General features: G+C 52.9%; 15 protein-coding genes. 9 read left to right on the plus strand and 6 right to left on the minus strand.

Annotation, left to right across the window (positions count from 1 at the left end; all coding sequences use genetic code 11):
• The first annotated feature begins 73 nt into the window (after positions 1-73).
• From ACYVC2_RS19270 to ACYVC2_RS19280, 3 genes are all read left to right on the plus strand, one after another.
• Entirely contained in the window at positions 74-2698 is a 2625-nt protein-coding gene (locus ACYVC2_RS19270; protein WP_461104707.1) for an ABC transporter permease, read from the plus strand.
• Between the two features lie 46 nt (positions 2699-2744).
• On the plus strand, positions 2745-5399 hold the full coding sequence (locus ACYVC2_RS19275) for an ABC transporter permease (RefSeq protein WP_461104709.1): 2655 nt from the start codon (positions 2745-2747) through the stop codon (positions 5397-5399).
• Positions 5400-5986: 587 nt separating this feature from the next.
• Positions 5987-7024, plus strand: coding sequence for a sialidase family protein (locus ACYVC2_RS19280; RefSeq protein ID WP_461104711.1), 1038 nt, complete (start codon positions 5987-5989; stop codon positions 7022-7024).
• Here ACYVC2_RS19280 and ACYVC2_RS19285 read toward each other — a convergent pair.
• Positions 7021-8427: a TolC family protein gene (locus ACYVC2_RS19285; RefSeq protein WP_461104713.1), complete on the minus strand. Its 1407-nt coding sequence runs from the start codon at positions 8425-8427 to the stop codon at positions 7021-7023. The two genes, ACYVC2_RS19280 and ACYVC2_RS19285, sit on opposite strands and share 4 nt — an antisense overlap.
• Positions 8428-8533: 106 nt before the next feature.
• Here ACYVC2_RS19285 and ACYVC2_RS19290 point away from each other — a divergent pair, with 106 nt between their 5' ends.
• Positions 8534-10165 (plus strand): amidohydrolase, encoded by a 1632-nt coding sequence (locus ACYVC2_RS19290; protein ID WP_461104715.1) that lies wholly within the window; start codon positions 8534-8536, stop codon positions 10163-10165.
• A 3-nt stretch (positions 10166-10168) separates the two neighbouring features.
• The gene (locus ACYVC2_RS19295; RefSeq protein WP_461104717.1) at positions 10169-10405 is read left to right on the plus strand and encodes a hypothetical protein; all 237 of its coding nucleotides are present in this window, start codon (positions 10169-10171) and stop codon (positions 10403-10405) included.
• An 81-nt stretch (positions 10406-10486) separates the two neighbouring features.
• Here ACYVC2_RS19295 and ACYVC2_RS19300 read toward each other — a convergent pair whose 3' ends face one another.
• Together ACYVC2_RS19300 and ACYVC2_RS19305 are read right to left on the minus strand one after the other, a co-directional pair.
• A complete protein-coding gene (locus ACYVC2_RS19300; RefSeq protein ID WP_461104719.1) occupies positions 10487-10951 on the minus strand; it encodes a 3-oxoacyl-ACP synthase in 465 nt (154 codons plus the stop codon).
• A 57-nt stretch (positions 10952-11008) separates the two neighbouring features.
• On the minus strand, positions 11009-12736 hold the full coding sequence (locus ACYVC2_RS19305; RefSeq protein WP_461104721.1) for a GMC oxidoreductase: 1728 nt from the start codon (positions 12734-12736) through the stop codon (positions 11009-11011).
• A gap of 133 nt (positions 12737-12869) precedes the next feature.
• Here ACYVC2_RS19305 and ACYVC2_RS19310 point away from each other — a divergent pair, with 133 nt between their 5' ends.
• From ACYVC2_RS19310 to ACYVC2_RS19325, 4 genes are all read left to right on the plus strand, one after another.
• Positions 12870-13724, plus strand: a complete 855-nt coding sequence (locus tag ACYVC2_RS19310) for an SDR family oxidoreductase (RefSeq protein ID WP_461104723.1) — start codon at positions 12870-12872, stop codon at positions 13722-13724.
• An 81-nt stretch (positions 13725-13805) separates the two neighbouring features.
• Positions 13806-14669: an SDR family oxidoreductase gene (locus ACYVC2_RS19315; protein ID WP_461104725.1), complete on the plus strand. Its 864-nt coding sequence runs from the start codon at positions 13806-13808 to the stop codon at positions 14667-14669.
• Between the two features lie 64 nt (positions 14670-14733).
• A complete protein-coding gene (locus ACYVC2_RS19320) occupies positions 14734-16104 on the plus strand; it encodes a cytochrome P450 (protein WP_461104727.1) in 1371 nt (456 codons plus the stop codon).
• A 211-nt stretch (positions 16105-16315) separates the two neighbouring features.
• A complete protein-coding gene (locus ACYVC2_RS19325) occupies positions 16316-16690 on the plus strand; it encodes an HPF/RaiA family ribosome-associated protein (RefSeq protein ID WP_461104729.1) in 375 nt (124 codons plus the stop codon).
• Positions 16691-16765: 75 nt separating this feature from the next.
• On the opposite strand, the gene metK is transcribed toward ACYVC2_RS19325, so the two are convergent.
• The 3 genes from metK to lipA form a co-directional block, all read right to left on the minus strand.
• Positions 16766-18043, minus strand: coding sequence for a methionine adenosyltransferase (gene metK, locus ACYVC2_RS19330; protein ID WP_461104731.1), 1278 nt, complete (start codon positions 18041-18043; stop codon positions 16766-16768).
• An 84-nt stretch (positions 18044-18127) separates the two neighbouring features.
• Positions 18128-19309: a lycopene cyclase family protein gene (locus tag ACYVC2_RS19335; RefSeq protein WP_461104733.1), complete on the minus strand. Its 1182-nt coding sequence runs from the start codon at positions 19307-19309 to the stop codon at positions 18128-18130.
• A 137-nt stretch (positions 19310-19446) separates the two neighbouring features.
• Entirely contained in the window at positions 19447-20325 is an 879-nt protein-coding gene (gene lipA / locus ACYVC2_RS19340; protein ID WP_461104735.1) for a lipoyl synthase, read from the minus strand.
• Positions 20326-20361 lie beyond the last annotated feature (36 nt).

Below are 20361 nucleotides of genomic sequence, written 5' to 3' on the forward strand. Positions count from 1 at the left end.
AGGTTATTATGAGTTAAGTGTTTGTTAATTAGTTGATTACCCATTGTTCATTTTACATTATCCATTATCCATTATGAAACACTCCCCGCCCCGTTGGGCCGACTGGCTGTTGGACACCTTTGTCGATCCCCGCCTGAAGGAGGACCTGCAGGGCGATCTGCACGAAGTGTTTTACAAACGGCTGGAAGAGGCTGGCCCCACCAAAGCCCGGCGCCAGTACGGCTGGGCGGTGCTGCATTACCTGAGTCCATACTTTTTTAAACCAATCCGTCCTACTCATACATCCGCTTACTATTCCTCTCCATTTTTTCTGAGTCCAACCATGTTTCGTAATTATCTGACCGTTGCCTGGCGAAATATTGCCCACAATAAATCATTTTCGGCCATCAATATCCTGGGTCTGGCGCTCGGTATGGCCTGTAGCCTGTTGATCCTGTTCTGGATTCAGGACGAGTTCCGGGTAGATGCGTATCACGCCAACGGACCACGGCTGTATAACGTCATGGAACGTCAGTTCTACGACGGAAAGGTCGAAGCGAGTCCGGGAACGCCCAGCCTGCTGGCGGATGAACTCAAAAAAGAATTCCCGGAGATTGCTTATGCGGCCACGCTTTCCTGGGAAGAAGAGCGTACGTTTTCGGTAGGTGATCAACTGAATAAGGAAAAAGGCCGCGCTGCTGGTGCCGACTGGTTCAGCATGTTCAGTGTTCCGCTGCTGGCGGGTTCGGCTGAAACCGCGCTGAATGCACCGACGGCCATCGCGATCTCGCGCAAACTGGCTCAACATTATTTTGGTAGCCCAGCGGCCGCGATGGGGAAGGCTATCCGGCTGGGAGCCAAAGACGATTACCAGGTCAGTGTGGTTTTTGAGGATATACCGGAGAACAGTTCGGTAACCTACGACTACCTGCTGAGCGCACAGGACCTGCTGAGACGCAACGAATGGTTGAAAGACTGGGGGACCAACGCCCTCGAAACCCGGATCATGCTCCGAACCGACCGCAACGGTGTGGCGGCTGATCCGGCCCGACTGGAAGCGAAGATGCGGTCGTTTCTGAAGCGTAAAAATCCGGGTATGGCCAAGCACGGACTGGATATTCAACTGTTTCTGCAACCGTATCCGGAAGCTTACCTGTACTCCAATTTTAAGAGCGGGTATCAGGATGGCGGCCGCATCGAATATGTACGGCTGTTCGGGATCGTTGCGGTGTTTATCCTGCTGATTGCCTGCATCAATTTCATGAACCTGGCGACGGCCCGCTCCGTCAAACGGGCGCGCGAAGTGGGCGTACGGAAAGTGGTCGGTGCCGGGCGCAGCGGGCTGATCGGTCAGTTTATTGGCGAGGCTTTGGTGCTGACGTTGCTGGGGCTGGCCATTGCCGCGGGGCTGGTCTGGCTGTTACTGCCTACATTCAATAGCCTGACCGGCAAGCACATTACATTCCGATTCACGGAGGCTTCGTTCTGGGTTACTTTGCTGGGCATGACGCTCGTTACGGGACTGCTGGCCGGTAGCTACCCGGCGCTCTTCCTGTCGTCACTGAACCCGATTCGGGTGTTGAAAGGTACGGTCCGGCATAGTTCGGGGGCGCGGCTGTTTCGGCAGGGGCTGGTGGTGTTTCAGTTTGCGCTGTCGATGCTGCTGATTATCGGAACGATTATCGTGTACCGGCAGATTGATTTTATCCAGACCAAAAACCTGGGCTTCGACCGGGAGGGGATGGTGTATCTCGCTTCCGAAGGGGAACTATTGAACAAATACGACCTCTTCAAGCAGGAGTTGCTACGAATGCCCGGCATTCAGTCCGTAACCCGCATGGACGGAACCCCTACCAACGGATTTGGGAGCACGGGCAACGTGCAGTGGCCGGGAAAAGACCCGATGGCGAGCATCCAGTTTCAGTTCTCGACAGTCGACTACGATTTCGCGAAGACTCTGAAAGTGAACGTGACCGGCCGCGATTTTTCCCGCTCGTTCGGCGCCGATTCGGCCAATTTCCTCATCAACGAAACCGCTGCCCGCCGGATTGGTTACCGTGAGCCGATCGGTAAGCCACTGACGATGTGGGGCAAACCCGGAACGATTGTCGGGGTTATTGCCGATTACCACCAAAGTTCGATGCACCAGCCGATCGAGCCGTTCATTGCCAAACTGGGTGGAGGCAAATCGATCATCGTACGAACCCAGCCGGGCCAGACCCGACAGGCGCTGGCCAGCATGGAAACCCTGGTTCAGCAGATGAATCCGAAATTTCCCTTTCAGTACCAGTTTGCCGACGAAGCGTTTCAACAGTTATATCGGAGCGAAACCGTGGTGGGCACGCTGGCGAATTACTTTGCTGTTCTGGCGGTGTTCATTTCCTGCCTGGGTTTATTTGGGCTGGCGGCTTTTACGGCCGAACAGCGTACGAAAGAAATCGGCGTTCGGAAAGTACTGGGCGCATCGGTCCCCAGTATCGTTGGTTTACTGTCGCAGGATTTTCTCAGGCTAGTGCTGGTGGCCATTGTGTTGTCTTCGCCCGCAGCCTGGTTTGCCATGAGTCGGTGGCTGGAAGGATATGCGTATCGAATCGACATCGAATGGTGGATGTTTGGGCTGGCGGGCTTACTGGCGGTTGGCATTGCACTGCTGACGATCAGTTTCCAGAGCATCAAAGCCGCCCTGATGAACCCCGTCAAAAGTTTGCGGAGTGAATAAATCAAATCCCGGAGCCGTGTAAGTCTTGTGTTCTGCTAAACCCGAAATGATGGAAAACACGCCACCCCGCTGGGCCGACTGGCTACTGGAAACGTTCGTAGATCCTCATCTGCGGGAGGATCTACAGGGCGATCTGCACGAGGTTTTCTATAAACAAGTTGAGAAAATGGGGCTGGCTAAAGCCCGTTGGGCGTATGCATGGGCCGTTCTGCATTATATAAACCCGGTCTTTTTTGGCCGGAAACAGCCAGCTCAATATTATTCTCCCTCTTTACTCCATCCGGCTATGATCCGTAATTATCTTAAAGTTGCCTGGCGCAATCTGCGCAAACATAGTGCTTATTCGGCTTTGAACATCTTCGGGCTGTCGCTGGGTCTGACAAGTTGCTTACTGATGACGTTGTATGTAGTCGATGAGTTGAGTTATGATCGTTTTCATCAGCATGCGGACCGGATTTATCGGGTTGATACCTACGCAAAATTTGGTGGAACCGTACAGGATCTGGCCGAAACTCCTGACCCAATTGGGCCTACGCTGAAAAAAGATTATCCCCAAGTTGAAGAGTATGTGCGATTTTTTAAGGCGGACGGTTCCCGATTGGTCAGGAAGGGGAAGGAGTTCATCGAGGAGGCCCATACGATCTATGCCGATTCGACGCTGTTTAACGTCTTTACCCTGCCCGTCTTAGCTGGAAATCCGCAGACGGCCCTTCGGCAGCCAAACTCGGTCGTCATTACTGAATCAACCGCGAAGAAATATTTTGGTCGCCCGAATGTGCTTGGTCAACTGATCGAAGTCGATAAATCGGTTTATACGGTAAGTGCTGTCATCCGGGATATTCCCCATAACTCCCATTTTCATGCCGATTTCATTTTTCCGATGAGTGGCCTTGATTACGGGTGGGGGAATTTTCTCACAACTAACTTTCATACGTACATCTTGCTGCGAGCGGGCGTTGATCACACGGTTTTTAACCGGCAGCTCATGCAGGTCATCAAGAAGTACATTTATCCGCAAGCCAAAGATATATTACATCTCAACAGTCCGGACGATTTCAATCGGGGGGATACCCGGTTTGAAATGACGCTGTTTCCGCTGACGGACATTCATCTACGATCCGATCGGCGGGCCGAACTGGAACCCAACGGTAATAGCCAGTTTGTGTACATTTTTTCAGCCGTAGCCCTTTTCGTGCTGCTGATTGCCTGCGTCAATTTCATGAATCTGTCAACGGCTCGCTCATCGGGCCGGGCCAAAGAAGTCGGTATTCGTAAGGCACTGGGCACGAATCGAAAGTCGTTGATGGGGCAATTCCTGACCGAGTCCACGCTGATGGTGACCCTGGCGTTGCTGATCGCGCTAGGCATGACGAAGCTGGTTACGCCTTTGTTTAATGATCTGTCGGCCAAAGAGTTAGGGGTGACTACACTTTTTTCGTTTCCTATTTTACCTTTTTTGTTGGCGATACCATTACTGGTCGGATTGCTGGCAGGGAGTTATCCGGCTTTTCTGCTGTCGGCCTTTCAGCCGGTTGCGGTACTGAAAGGAGAGCTGGGCAGTCGGATAAAAACATCAACGTTTCGGAGCGCCTTGGTGGTCTTTCAATTCGTTTCTTCCGTTATCCTGGTAATCGGAACGATCATTGTGTACCGTCAACTGGCGTACATTCAGACGAAAAACGTTGGCTTTACCAAAGATCAGGTCCTGATCATTGATGGTACTCAGGTTCTTGGCGATCAAATCGAACCCTTTAAGCGGGAACTATTAAAATTGCCGGGCGTCACGGCGGGAACGGTCAGTGGGTTTCTTCCCATTTCGCCGGCTCTTCGCAATGGTCAGACGTTCGCTAAGCAGGCCGACCTGAGCCCCGCTACTATGTTTGACACCCAATCGTGGATTGTCGATGCCGATTACATGAAAACGATGGGTATGAAAATTCTGAAGGGACGTAATTTCTCGGCGACCCCCAACTCCGACGACCGCGGGCTGATTATCAATGAGTCGCTGGCAAAACTCCTTGGCTATCGTGACCCGGTAGGCCATCCGTTGTATACAGGCGACAGAAGCCAGCCTCCGTATACCATTATCGGCGTTGTAAAAGACTTTAACTATGAATCCTTGCGGCAGCGTATCAGTCCACTGTGTTTCCAGCGGGGGACGAACGCGGATCGGGTGGCCCTCCGGGTAACGGCTACGGCTACACGACCGGTTCTTGGGCAGATTGAAGCGATCTGGAAAGCGATGGCTCCTGAAGCCCAGTTTCGGTACCGCTTCATGGACCAGGCTTTCGACTCGATGTACCGGTCCGAACAACGGATAGGGAGAATTGCGCTCACGTTTGCCTGTCTGGCTATTCTCATTGCCTGCCTGGGACTGTTTGGCCTGGCGGCTTACATGGCCGAACAACGGACGCGCGAAATTGGTGTCCGGAAAGTACTGGGTGCTACCTCCGGTGACATTGTTTCCATGCTGTCGGGAAGTTTTCTTAGACTCGTTCTAGTGGCCATTCTTATTGCCTGTCCGATCGGCTACTATTGTATGGAACTCTGGCTACAGAATTTTGCCTATCGAATCGACATTGAGTGGTGGGTTTTCATAGTTTCCGGTCTTGTAGCGGTCGGCATTGCGTTGCTCACGATCAGCTTCCAAAGCATTAAAGCTGCCCTGATGAACCCCGTTAAAAGTTTACGGAGTGAGTGAGCAGAAGGCAGGGTGTGGCGTGGGTTGCAGGGTGTAGCAGGGGTACGGATAGGAGGGAAGCGTCAACCAATCAGGGCGTTGGTTTAACTTGTAGTGCCGACCGTCATCGGTCGGCTGTGGAAAGTTGTTTCGCCCACCCAGGGACGGTCGGTACTACAGAAAAGCCGCTTCCTGGATTTTTTACGAACTACTTCAACTAGAGTACCCTAAGAGCCGGTCTTTTTGTCAAGTCAACAAACGTGATCGTAAAAAATAAAGCCAGACGACGCGAAGTCACCTGGCTTTTTTGGTTCGCTTAGTAGAACGGCTATTATCTAAAACTAGGTGCCTTTCACAGCATCCCCGTCTATCAGCGACTCACGCATATGAAACTAGCGACAACGGGAATTGTTTTAGATCGGTGAATTATTTTCCACTTTTTTGTCGAAACTAAGAAAGGCATTTACTAATGTGGGCCGATTGAGCAGAACATGAAGAGGTAGTTGAAGCAGCGCTGTTTCATCACCGCCGATATGAATTAGCCTTTTTATACCTTTATGGGGTATATAAATTAGCGCGGGGTGCGCTTTTTACGACAGACCATATTCATGAACCGTTCCATTTCTCACCTGATCATTGCCTTATCCCTTACAATTCAGTATGTTTTCGCCCAATCGAGTCCTGCCATTCTTCAGCGCGAATGGATTTACGAACAGGCGCCCACCCCTGAATGTCACGCATCGACCATTGCCCAGACTCCAACGGGCCTGATAGCCGCCTGGTTCGGTGGAACCTATGAACGGCACCCGGACGTCGGTATCTGGGTTAGCAGCAAAACGGGTTCAACCTGGACAACTCCCGTCGAAGTGGCCACGGGCGTTCAGCCCGACGGTAAACGGCTGCCCTGCTGGAATCCCGTTTTGTATCAGGTACCCAAGGGCGAACTGATCCTGTTCTATAAAATTGGTCCCAGCCCGTCTACGTGGTGGGGGTTATTGAAGCGGTCGAAAGACGGCGGCAAAACCTGGTCGGAAGCAGAACGCCTGCCAGACGGAATTTTGGGCCCGATCAAGAATAAGCCGGTTCTGTTATCATCAGGCGTGTTGTTATGCCCAACCAGCTCGGAAGACCATAACTGGCGGGTCCATTTCGAAATGACCAGTGACTGGGGAAAAACCTGGCAAAAAACTGCGCCGATCAACGATGGTGTCGACGACGGGGCCATTCAGCCTAGTGTGCTGTTTCATCCCAACGGTCAGTTGCAGGCGCTTTGCCGCAGCCAGCGAAGCGGTTTTATTGTAGAAACCTGGTCGAAAGATCAGGGCAAAACCTGGTCGCCACTGACGAAAACGACGCTGCCAAACCCCAACTCAGGTACCGACGCCGTGACCCTGAAAGACGGTCGGCAGGTATTGGTCTATAACCCAACCTCACCCGTAGCGGGCAAGAGCGGACCACGGACCCCGCTGGACATCGCCATTTCTCAGGACGGAAAAACCTGGAAAACCCTCGCCCGACTGGAGTCTGAACCGGGTGAGTACTCGTACCCGGCCGTTATCCAGACCGCCGATGGACTGATTCACGTGACGTACACCTGGAAACGCCAGCGCGTCCGGCACGTGGTTCTCGATCCGAACAAGGCTTAGTTTTGCCGTCCGAGTTCCTGCGTAATCGTACTGCTTAGGCGCAGGAGCTCGATCTCGGCGCTTTTCGCATTGAATTCAGCATCGATCAGCCGCAGCTGCGCATCCAGCAAATTTCGTTGCACATCGCGAAAACCAACGGCGGTCAGGGTGCCCAGTCGGTAACGGTCATAGGCGATGTCGACGTTCTGCGTCGAGATCTTATAGTTCTGCACTTCGAGCGAAAGGAGTTGCAGGTTGGTTTTGTATTGCTGATACGTCTGGGTCAAGGCCAGATCGAGCTGGACCCGCTGGTTGTTGGTCTGGTACTCGGCTGCCAGCGCATTGGCCGTGGCTACCTGATTGAGCCGACGCTGGTTGAACCCATTGAATATGGGCACCGATGCCTGCACCCCATACGTAAACCCGTTGTTGCGGGCCGTGGCTACGGTGGTGTTACCGCCCTGGTTATTGGTGCTGGTGTAGGCATAACCCGACAGCAAGTTGATCGTTGGTAACTGTTGCGCTTTGGCTAGTTTGATATTCAGATTGGCTACCTGCTGGTTCAATACGGCCGCGATTAGCAGCGGGTTGTTGGTTTTCAGGGATTCCCGCAATGGCTCGAGCGCCAGGTTAGAGCGTACCAGAATGGTATCACGGACCGCAAATTCAGTGGCTGGGTCGCGCACCAGCAAAGTGTTCAGAAACACTTTAGCATTCGACAAGGCCAGTTGCTGAGCGATCAGAGACGCCGTGTCGACGTTGTAATCGACCTGAGCCGACAGGTAATCTACTTTGGAAAACGTGCCGACTTCAAAATTCGTACGCGCCAGGTCGAGCCGATACTGCGATATGTCGAGCGCCTGCCGGACCGCCAGTAAGCGCTGCAGTTGCCGTACTACATCGTAATAAGCTGTCGAAACGCTGGCCAGCGTTGCTTCTATGTTGGCACGGGTATTTACTTCACTGATACGCACCAGCTCTTTCAACTGATCGAGCACGTAGAACGTCGCAAACCCATTGAAAATGTTCCAGTTGAGGTTAATACTGGTTGTGGTCGTTTTACTGATAACCCCCGGCCGGTCAGTTGGCGACGTAGTCGGTACCAGATACGTCTGCCGCAGGTGTTGATTGGAACTGTTGTTGTTGAGATTGCCGGAGAGGGTAGGTAAGAAGCCGGCGTTGCCCAGGGTATTGTTGTAGAGCGCAATCTGCTGCTGTACCTTGTTTATTTTGATCTGATAATTTTGACCAAGAGCCGTTTGGATGGCGTCGCCCAGGGTAATCGTTTCCCCCTGCTGTACAACGGTGGGATTACGTAGGGCGCGCTGAATAGGGGTTTGAGGGGGTTGAGTAACACTGGGAGCTTGTTGAGCGAAGGCCGAAATCGAAAAACAGGTAAAGAAAATCCAACTGCTGAGCTTCATTGAATTGAGGTTATCAAGGACGAGTAGGACAAAAATACGAGAATCTGCGATTCGCTGCTTGGCTATTTAACTTTCTCCTAACTTGCAGTTTTCCTGACCGCTCATCATGACACGTTTGCTCCTCTTATTGGCCGCTCTGTTTGTTGCTTTAACCGGCTGTTCATCGAAGAAAAAAGCTGACCTGCTGGTCACCAACGCACAAGTCTATACGGCAGATTCGACCTTCTCGACGGCCGATGCCTTTGTGATTCAGGACGGAAAGTTTCTGGCCGTCGGGTCCGCCAAAACCCTAGCCCATCAGTACGAAACCGCTACGGAAATCGATCTGGGGGGCCTGCCGGTCTACCCTGGATTCTACGATCCACATGCGCATTTTCTGGGTCTGGGGCAAGTGCTCGATCAGGCCGATCTGGTCGGGGCCGGTTCGTTCGATGAAGTCGTTGAGCGACTCAAAACGTTCTACAAAAGCCATCCCAACGTACTGTGGCTCACGGGCCGTGGCTGGGACCAGAATGACTGGCCGGACAAAGCGTTTCCAACGAAAGAAAAGCTGGATGAAGCTTTTCCGAACGTGCCGGTCGCGCTGATGCGGGTCGATGGGCATGCCCTACTGGTCAACTCGAAAGCGCTGCGGATTGCCAGCATAACCGCCGGCTCGAAGCTGCCTGGTGGCGAAGTGATGTTGCAGAACGATCAGCCGACGGGTGTGCTGGTCGACAATGCCATGCAGCTTATCCGGCGGGTGCTTCCCCAACCCGACAAGGCCGACAAAACCCGGATGCTACTCAACGCCCAGAAAGCCTGCGTAGCGCTGGGGTTGACCACCGTCTCGGACGCGGGCATTAGCCCGGACGAAATCAAGCTGATCGATAGTCTGCACCGGACCGGCAAGCTGAAAATCCGCGATTACGCCATGGTCAGCCTGGGCGAACCCAATCTGAATTATTTTCTCAAACGCGGTCCTTTCCAGACCGACCGGCTGACGGTTCGGGCGTTCAAGCTCTATGCCGATGGGGCGCTGGGTTCACGCGGAGCCTGCCTGCGCCAGCCCTACAGCGACCGCCCCGAAACCGGTGGTTTTCTGCTGCTCAGCCCATCGGAACTGGAACGCGTAACCGGGCTGCTCTACAAATCCGATTTTCAGGCGAATACCCATTGTATCGGTGACTCGGCCAATCATCTGATGTTGGCGCTTTACGGAAAACTGCTGAAAGGCAAAAATGACCGACGGTGGCGCATTGAACACGCGCAGGTGGTATCGCCGGACGATGTCTGGGAATTCGGTCGTTACTCGATCATACCGTCCGTGCAGCCGACACATGCCACTTCGGATATGTACTGGGCCGCCGACCGGCTGGGACCGGTTCGGGTAAAAGGAGCATATGCGTTCAAGGATTTGATGAAGCAAAACGGCCTGATCGCCTTCGGGAGCGATTTTCCCGTGGAAGCTGTCAACCCGCTGTTTGGCTTCCACGCAGCGGTGGCCCGGCAGGACGCAAAAAACTACCCCGCCGGTGGTTTTCAGATGGAGAACGCTGTCGACCGGAAGTCGGCGCTGCTGGCCATGACGCGCTGGGCTGCTTACGCCAACTTCGAAGATAAACTACGCGGCTGTATCGCCCCTGGTAAGCAGGCCGATTTTGTCGTGCTCGACCGCGACATCATGACCGTTCCGAACCAGCAACTCCGCCAGACGCAGGTGAAGCAAACCTGGATTGGTGGTGAGCGGGTTTTTTAGGTAATGACTATTTTTGAACAGATTTCAACCAAAGCCGCCGAAGTAGCCATGTCAGCAGCACAAATGTGGATTAACGAGGGGATCAACCAGGGGCTTGCCAAAGGCATTCAACAAGGGATAGAAAGAGGCATTGAACAGGGGGTTGAACAGGGCATTGAACGCGGTATTCGGGGCATGCTGAACTCGGTATGGATGCCGCCACCATTGCCACCGCCCTCGATATGCCCCAGGCCAATGTAGAACGGCTGATCGAAAAAATACGCAACGAAAAGGAGTAGGCTGGTTTGTAATGAACGAATGGTCGATCAAACTTTTGTCTGATCAGACAATCCGCAGAACTTCATACGTCAGTTTATTGAACGTAAGGGTATCCCCGGCTTTACGGCCTGACAGTACTGTGGCGATGGGCGACGCTGGTGAAATCGCAAAATAATCCTGTCCCTCCAGCGTCAGTTTTCCAGCGCTGATGCTGACGAAAAAAGCGCCCCGGTTTGTCAGTACCAGGCTTCCCGGCTGAACAATTTCGTAGGTTTTTTCAACGTTCAGTCGGCTTAACTCCTGACTTAGTTTCAGGGCTTCGGCCAGGAGTTGCGCATTCCGGTCACGCTCAAGCTGAGCCATTGCCCGACCCGTTTCGTATTTGTCGCCCGCGCTGCTTTTCGACTCTGAATTGGCGGCCTCCTGAGCCGCTTCCATTGCCTGGCGGGCCGTATCGATTCGTTGTTGTACGTATGTCTGGCAAAGCGCGAAGAGAGCGGCCTTTGTAGGCTGATCCGGGGTGTTCATGTGACGGGAAAGCAACTAATTATTGTTAGAGTTTGTGCAGATCTTAGCGGCTGCTTTCTATAAGTTTCCTCGCTTCATTTCGCGTACGGCAAAATTCGCGGCCCGCGCTGTCAGGGCCATGAAGGTGATGGACGGATTCTGGTTGCCGGTCGAGGTCATAGCGGCTCCGTCCGTCACGAATACGTTCTTCACCGCATGTAGTTGGTTATGCGCATTCAGCAGCGACGTTTTCGGATCGTGGCCCATCCGCACACCACCCATCTCGTGAATGTCGAGGCCGGGGTTTCGGTGATCATCGTAAGGTTTGATCCGTTTACAACCCGCTTTGTCGAGCATCTCGGCCCCCTGAACCAGAAAATCGTTCATCATTTTCAGGTCGTTGTCGGTGTAATCGATGGCCGTCACCAACTGCGGAATCCCCCAGGTGTCTTTCTGGTCGGCACTCAACCGAACGTGGTTTTCGTAGCGAGGAACGGTTTCGCCCTGCATCATCATAAACACCGTCCAGGCACCCGGATCGCTCAGTTTATCTTTGAAATCGGCCCCAAAGCCCGCCTGCGACGCGCCCCGGTGCCAGTTGGTGCGGGCCGCGCTGAAAGCGACTATATACCCCCGCTGAAAATCCATTTCCTGCTTACGAACGTTGCGGAAGTTAGGCATAAACGCCGTGGTTGGGCGCCGGCCGTAGTAATATCCATCCTCGAACCCATCGTAGTCGGCAATGATATTGCCCCGATAGTTGTGGAAGGCCACGTAGTGCCCCAGGAGCCCGCTGTCATTGCCCAAACCGTTGGGAAATCGTCGGGATGTCGAGTTAAGCAGGATCAGGTTGCTGTTCAGGCAGGCCGCATTGACGAAAATAATCCGGGCAAAATACTCGGTCATCTGCTTCGTGTGCGTGTCGATCACCCGCACCCCCGTCGCTTTTTTCTTCGCTTCGTCGTAAATGATCGAATGAACCACCGAATCCGGGCGCAGGGTGAGTTTGCCGGTTTTGGCCGCCCAGGGGAGGGTAGACGAGTTGGAACTGAAATAACCACCGTAAGGGCAGCCCCGATAACACAGATGCCGGGCCTGGCACTGTGCCCGGCCCTGATCGTAATGGATTTGCTTCGGTTCGGTCAGGTGAGCGCACCGGCCAATGATCACGTTTCGATCCTGATACGATTCCGCCACGCGCTTTTGAATATGCTTCTCTACGCAGTTGAGCTCCCAGGGCTTCATAAATTCGCCGTCGGGCAGGGTTTCCAACCCATCTTTGTTGCCGCTGATGCCCACGAATTTTTCAACATGACTGTACCATGGCGCTATGTCCTCGTAGCGGATGGGCCAGTCGACGGCGGCTCCGTCGCGGGCGTTGGTTTCAAAATCGAATTTACTCCACCGTTGTGTCTGACGCGCCCAGATCAGCGATTTACCCCCCACCTGGTAGCCCCGAATCCAGTCGAAGGGTTTTTCCTGGACGTACGGATGCTCGGCGTCTTTCACGAAAAATTGCTGCGTGCTCTCATCCAGCGCGTAGCATTTGGTGGCGATAGGGTTGGCCTGATCGAAAGCGTCAGGCATGCGGTTTCGGTGCGAAAACTCCCAGGGATTCATCGTCGCTGTGGGGTAATCGACCAGGTGTCGGACGTCGCGCCCACGTTCCAGCACGAGCGTGCGCAACCCTTTCTCACACAACTCCTTTGCTGCCCAGCCCCCGCTGATGCCCGACCCGATCACAATAGCATCGTAGCGGTTCGTCGCCACGATGCGGGCCGCCTTAGCATCGCCGTTGATAGTCATAAGTTTATATTATTTGACCCTACGATAATACGGATTATCCGCTGTCGCACAAAATCTACTATTTCAATCGGGTTCTCTAAACAACTGCCTTGGCTTTCGGATTAATAAACTAAGTACAATCCAAAACAACGTTATGACAGTTGACATTCCTCCCCAGCATCAGGATGTCCAGCCGGGCATCGAAGCCGAGCTGACACCGCAGCCGGAAGTGATCCGGCCTTCCTACAAAGGTGCCAATAAACTCAAAGATAAGGTAGCCCTCATTACCGGTGGCGACAGCGGCATCGGCCGTGCCGTAGCCGTGCACTTTGCCCGGCAGGGGGCCGACGTCGCAATTTCGTACACACCCCGTGAAGAAGTAGACGCACAGAAAACCAAAGAACTGGTTGAAGCCGAAGGGCATAAGTGCCTGCTCCTGCCGGGCGACATTCGGAAAGAAGGGTACTGCACCTACATCGTCGAAGAGACCGTGAAGACGTTCGGGAAACTGAACATTCTGGTCAATAACGCCGGGTTGCAGTTGCAGCACCAGACGCTCGAAGAAGAAACCGACGAAGATTTGCTGGCTACTTACGAAACCAACATTTATTCGTTTTTCAGAGTAACGAAAGCCGCCGTGCCCCACCTGACCAAAGGCGATACGATTATCAACACCACCTCGATTACGGCGTACCAGGGCCGCGCTGACCTGCTCGAATATTCGTCGACGAAAGGAGCCATCATGACTTTTACGCGGGCGCTGTCGAGCAACCTGATCACGAAAGGAATTCGGGTCAATGCCGTAGCGCCTGGCCCAATCTGGACACCGTTGAACCCGGCTTCGGTGAGTGCCGAAGAAGTGGCGAAGTTTGGACAGGACGTGCCGATGAAGCGGCCCGGTCAGCCGAGCGAAGTAGCGCCCGCCTACGTGTTTCTGGCATCGGAAGATGCTTCGTACATCACCGGACAGGTTTTACACCCCAACGGCGGAACAATCGTCAATGCCTAAAAACAGTAGTTAGTTGATAGTGATTAGTTGCCAGTCATTAACTAACTACTATCAACTAGCCACTATTAACTAGTGACTATTATGGACCAAATGGAAATAAAAACCAGGCCCCAGCATCAGGATGCACAGCCGGGCCTGGAGTATAAAATGGACCCGCAGCCGATCTACATTCGGGATAATTACCAGGGGGCCGATAAACTGAAAGGTAAAATTGCCGTCATTACGGGCGGTGACTCGGGCATCGGGCGGGCCGTGTCGATACACTTTGCCCGCGAAGGAGCCGATCTGGCGATTATCTACCATCCGCGGGAGGAAGATGATGCGCAAAAAACCAAAGAACTGGTCGAAGCCGAAGGGCGCAAATGTCTCCTGATTTCGGGCGATCTCAAGGACCTGACGTTTATTCAGGATGCTGTCGACCTGATTATCGATACCTACGATCACGTCAATATCTTAGTCAATAACGCGGCTAACCACGTGGAGCAGAAGGAGTTTACGGGCATCTCGGACCAGCAGATGCGCGAAACGTTCGAGCTGAATATTCTGGCAATGTTTCGGCTGACGAAGATTCTGTTGCCGTACATGAGCGAAAACGACTGCATCATCAACACAACCTCCGTGGTCTCGTATCGGGGCAGCCAGGCACTGATCGACTATGCTTCGACCAAAGGAGCGGTAACGGCTTTTACCCGCTCGTTATCGCAGAATCTGATCGAGCGGAAAATCCGGGTCAACGCCGTGGCGCCAGGCCCGATCTGGACACCGCTGATCGTGGCAACCAAAACGCTGGAAGAAGTCGGGAAATTCGGCAAGGAGACACCGATGGAGCGGCCCGGCCAGCCCGCCGAACTGGCGCCCGCTTATGTATTCCTGGCGTCGGAAGATGCGTCGTATTTTGCCGGCCAGGTGATTCACGTCAACGGGGGCGAAGTCGTGAATTCGTAGCGATTCTGCCCGTTTCTAATTAACTTTAATGTCGTTCCGAAGAGGATTCGGAACGACATTTTTTATGGAAATAAGTTACCGTGCCGCTCAGCCTGTACCCTTAGTATCCGGGTTGCCGTTGGTCGGCAATACCCTGGCTTTCCTGAGAAATCCGCTGGACATGTTGTTGAAACTACAGCGACAGCAACAGCGGATGGTCCATCTGCGGATTGGAGGTCGGCATCAGTACCTGGTTTTTAGCCCCGAAGACAGCAAACACGTTCTGCAGGAAAATCACCGGAACTACGGCCGTTCGCTGGCTTTTCAGGTGCTGAAGATCTTTCTGGGCAATGGTTTGCTTACCAGTGATGGCGAGTATTGGCGTCGGCAACGGCGACTAGCCCAACCCGCTTTTCATCGTCAGAAACTGGCGGCCCTGACAACGACGATGATCGCCGAAACCGCCGACTGGCTCGACGAACTCAGGCAGCGTAACCGCAACCAGCCGGTCAACATCTCGCAGGCGTTTATGGACGTCACGATGCGGATTGTCTGCAAAACCCTGTTCGGGGCCGATGTAGCCGCGCAGTTAGGAGGCTTGTCTTCGGCGCTCGATACCCTGAATTATATGGCGAACGAGCGGCTGGTCTCGCCGTTTCGAACTCCTCTGCACTGGCCTACACCCGGAAACCTACGCTTCAGGCGGGCGGGTAATCTGGTCGATTCATTTATTTATGGGGTGATCGACCGGCGACGGAAAAATCTGGAAGCAGGCGCTGAGTCGGGCGACGACCTGCTGGGCATGTTGCTCAGCACGGAAGACGAAGAAACGGGCGAGCGCATGTCGGATCAGCAGTTGCGGGACGAGTGCGTAACCCTGTTTTCGGCCGGCCATGAAACCACAGCCGTGTCGATGGCCTGGACGATCTACCTGCTTGGCCAGCACCCGGACGTGTTGGCCCGCCTGCGTAGCGAAAGCCAATCGGTTCTGGGCGACACCCGAACGCCATCCCCCGAGCTGTTTCGCGCGCTTCCCTACACGATGCAGGTCGTTCAGGAATCGTTGCGGTTATACCCACCCGCCTGGATTATGAGCCGCCTGGCGCTTGGGGATGACCATATCGGGCCCTATACCATTCCGGCCAATAACACCGCGCTGGTCTGCCCTTATCTGCTGCATCGAGACCCGGCCAACTGGTCTGATCCGGAACGGTTCAATCCGGATCGTTTTGCACCAGGTGGCGAAAAAGACCAGTTGCCTTCGTATGCTTATTTGCCGTTTGGGGGCGGTCCGCGCCTGTGTATCGGTAATCAGTTTGCCTTGATGGAAATGCAGATTTTATTGGCTATGCTCGTGCGCGAATTTTCTATTCAGGCTGTTCCAAACCAGCGAATTATGCCCAAACCGCTCATCACCTTACGGCCCCATAGACCGATAAAAGCTTTTCTGCGCTAGAATGAATTAGACTTTTTAAAGAATCTAGTTATGTAACCGTTCCACGTATTAAGCAAAAATAGCCAGTAGTCAGACGCTTACCCTGTTTAGCTGGTGGAAGGCGTGAAACAGGGTTGCATCTTTCATAGAGAGGCTTGACTTTGTAGATCAAATAGCCAAACTTAGTTAGTCCATTGATGTTCTAATTTCAGTTCACTTTAAAAGCGACACAATGAGACTACAAATTCATGCCGTGCGATTCACGGCCGACCAGAGCCTGTTAGATTTTATCCAGGCTAAGCTTGACAAGTTGGATACCTTCCATGACCGCATCATTAGCGGTGAGGTCTTTTTAAGGCTGGAAGGAGCCGATTCCAATAAAGTCAAAGAAAAAATAGTCGAAGTCCGACTGATGATACCCGGAAAAGAGCTTTTCGTCAAAGAGCACGACAAGAGCTTCGAAAGTGCTACAGACCGGGTCATGGATGTGCTGAAAGATAAACTCGTTCGCTGTAAACAGAAACGAAACGATATTTCCAGCCCGGCTATTGCGGAAGCTAAAACCCGAGTCGAAGAAGACGAGGTCGTTGATCTCGATGAGTTATAAATAGTATGCTTTTCATATAAGCAAAAAGCCACTCCAAACGGAGTGGCTTTTTGCTTATATGCGCAGTCGCGCGCTTTATAATCCAAACGTTTCTTTGATTTTGTCGACAAAATCGAGCTTTTCCCAGGTGAACAATTCAACTTCGACTTCTTTCGAGTGGCCATTCGAACCGAACGTCTTTTTGACAACCTCATTTTTACGGCCCATATGCCCGTAAGCGGCCGTTTCAGAATAGATTGGGTTACGCAGTTTCAAACGCTGCTCGATGGCATACGGACGCATGTCGAAGATCTGCCCGACTTTCTCGGCAATTTCACCGTCGTGCATATCGACTTTAGCCGTACCGTAAGTATTTACGTACAGACCGCAGGGGTTAGCCACCCCAATTGCATACGACACCTGTACCAGCACCTGATCGCAGAGACCAGCCGCTACCAGATTTTTGGCAATGTGCCGGGTAGCGTAAGCTGCCGAACGGTCTACTTTCGAGGGGTCTTTGCCCGAGAAAGCACCACCGCCGTGTGCGCCTTTACCGCCGTAGGTATCCACGATGATCTTCCGACCGGTCAGACCCGTATCGCCGTGCGGGCCGCCGATGACGAACTTACCCGTTGGGTTGATGTAGTACGTGATGTCGTCGGTAAAAAGTTTGTGCAGTTCGGCTTTCTGAGCCGCCTTGACGCGCGGGATAACGATAGTGATGATGTCTTCTTTGATCTTGTTCAGCATCGTTTCGTCGTCGGCAAAATCGTCGTGCTGAGTCGAAACCACGATTGTGTCGATACGGATGGGCTGATGATCGTCGGAATATTCGATCGTCACCTGCGATTTGGCATCGGGGCGCAGATACGGCATCAACTCAGGTTCATTGTTCCGGATCTGCGACATTTCGCGCAGGATAGCATGGGCCAGATCCAGCGGCAACGGCATATAATTGTCCGTTTCGTTGGTTGCATAGCCGAACATCATACCCTGGTCGCCCGCGCCCTGCGCATTCGCCCGGGTTTCAAAATCGTCGCTGGCTACCTGACGGTCAACCCCCTGGTTGATATCTGCTGACTGATCATGTAAAGCGGAGAAGATACCACACGAATTCGCTTCGAACATGTATTCGCTTTTAGTATAGCCGATTTTGCGAATGACATCGCGGGTGATCTTCTGAACGTCCAGATACGTATCGGTTTTGATTTCACCCGCCAGTACCACCTGACCCGTCGTAACGAGTGTTTCGCAGGCTACCTTACTGGAAGGATCAAAAGCCAGAAAATTATCGATGAGCGCGTCTGAGATTTGATCAGCGACTTTATCAGGGTGTCCTTCGGAAACGGACTCGGAAGTGAAAAGATAAGGCATTGCTGCGGGGTATAACTTGGTTTTGTAACCACAAAGCTACAAGTTTCTGAGCAGGTGGCAAGGCGTTGGTTGACAGCGAATGAGTTAGCTGGTCAGCTTTCTGCGCAATACGTCGATAAACGCCTGTATAAAAGGCCGGAAGGGGAGGGTCATAAACAGCCGAAGTTCGTCGATAAAGCGCGTATCTTCATCTAAAAATGCAAAGATACGTCGATGATTTCGGGTGTAAATTCGGGTAAAGACATCACTGGCCGGATGGCGACGATTTTGCAGAACGTTCAGAAAAATGCTGTCGTACAGTTTAAACCGGCGTTTGAACCACGATTGCCGGCGGTTAGGTTTGCCGGTTTCGGCCAGATTCTGCACGATGGTCTTCAGACAGCGCTGGGTGCGCTGAAATGTATAGCCCGTTGAGGGTTTGGTAAAGCCACCGGCGGTGCCGATCCTGACGATATGCTCCGACGGGTTTTCTTCGGTTGGTTCATCCGTCATTGGAATCACGCCGTATTCGGTCTCTGTAACCACGTACGTACCGGTATCCAGATAATGTTCGATGTAGTGCCGGAGTTCGGCGTCATATTCTTCGTCGGCCAGCAGGGTTTCGTTGAAGAGGGTGTATTCGACCAGGGCCGTTTTTTCGTCGAATGGCAGGATGTACATGAACCGGCAATCGCCCTGCTGCGGAATCCGGAAATCCATAATTTCGGGCTCCTCTGGGTTAAAACAAGGCCTTTCGGCGGTAATGATCCAGCCCTTGAAATGTTGTAACAGATTGTGGTTTTCCGGCTGATCCAGCTTCAGCGCATACGTGCTGTCGAACACATAATCGGCGATGTAGGGCTCATCGTCGGCAATGACGAACCCACCCTGGGGCGTCTCTTTGATCCGGTTGATAGTGGCCTGTTTACGCTCGATATTGGGATATTTAGCCAGTTCCTCCTGAACGAACGTATAAAAATCGATGCCCCGTAACATTTTGTACTGATATTTCCTCAGGTCGATCGGTCCGGCATGCGTTGTCCCATGAAAACTGACCCGGTTCCACTTCCGAAACAGGATCGATTCAAACGGGGTGGGCTGAGCGGATGGTCGGCGGGAAGCCCCGGCTTTGCGTTCCCAAAAACACCAGGTCCGGTCGTTCTGATCCTTGGTTTCCCGGTCCAGGAGTAAAATAGATCGATCGCGTAAAGGAGACTGGGTCAGGTGGTAGGCCAGACTCAAACCCGCCATGCCACCTCCCGCAATGATGAAGTCGTACTTTTTCATGCAACAAAGAAAGAGTCCGGACCGATGGCCCGGACTCTTCAATACTAAATAGAGAAAACGGCTAATTGTTTAAAAGTATGAATAATGGATTATGTACAATGAATAATTGGATAGTTCATTATCCATTATTCATTTTTTTAAACGTTCACATGTTTTTCAGCATGGTAGCTCGACCGTACCAGCGGGCCCGACTCTACGTATTTCAGTCCGCGTTTCAGCCCTTCTTCCCGGTACATGGCAAACGTATCGGGATGAATCCATTCGATCACTTCGTGGTGCATTTTGGTCGGCTGCAGATACTGACCCAGGGTCAGAACGTCGAGGCCGTTTACAGCCAGGTCGTCCATCGCTTTGAATACCTCATCGTGGGTTTCGCCCAGACCGAGCATAATCCCTGATTTGGTCCGCTGTCCATATTCTTTCGTTCGGCGAATCTGTTCCAGGCTACGCTCGTAGCGGGCCTGCGGCCGAACGCGACGGTATAAACGCTCGACCGTTTCCATATTGTGCGAAACCACTTCCTGACCCGCCGAGATCATCCGCTCGAGTGCTTCCCAGTTGCCTTTGGTGTCCGGAATCAGCGTTTCGATGGTGGTCGTGGGCGAGGCTTCTTTGATGAGCCGCACTGTCTGGTGCCAGATTTCGGCACCCCGGTCTTTCAGTTCGTCGCGGTTCACCGAGGTGATGACAGCGTGTTTCACTTTCATCAGTACGATGGCTTCGGCTACGCGCCGGGGCTCGTCGGTATCGTATTCATTGGGGCGACCCGTAGCAACGGCGCAGAAGGTGCAACTCCGGGTACAGACATTCCCCAGAATCATAAACGTAGCGGTACCAGCTCCCCAGCATTCGCCCATATTCGGGCAGTTACCGCTTTCGCAGATGGTGTGCAGCTTATGCTCGTCTACCAGTTTGCGTACTTTGGCATATTCAGGGCCGATTGGTAGTTTGACACGTAACCAGTCGGGGCGTTTCTTCCGTTGTTGTTCGGAGGGTATTACGGGTAGTTCGATCATGACTCCTCAATCCTTTCCAGCAAAATTCGTTTTTTG

It is taken from the genome of Spirosoma koreense, assembly GCF_054777875.1.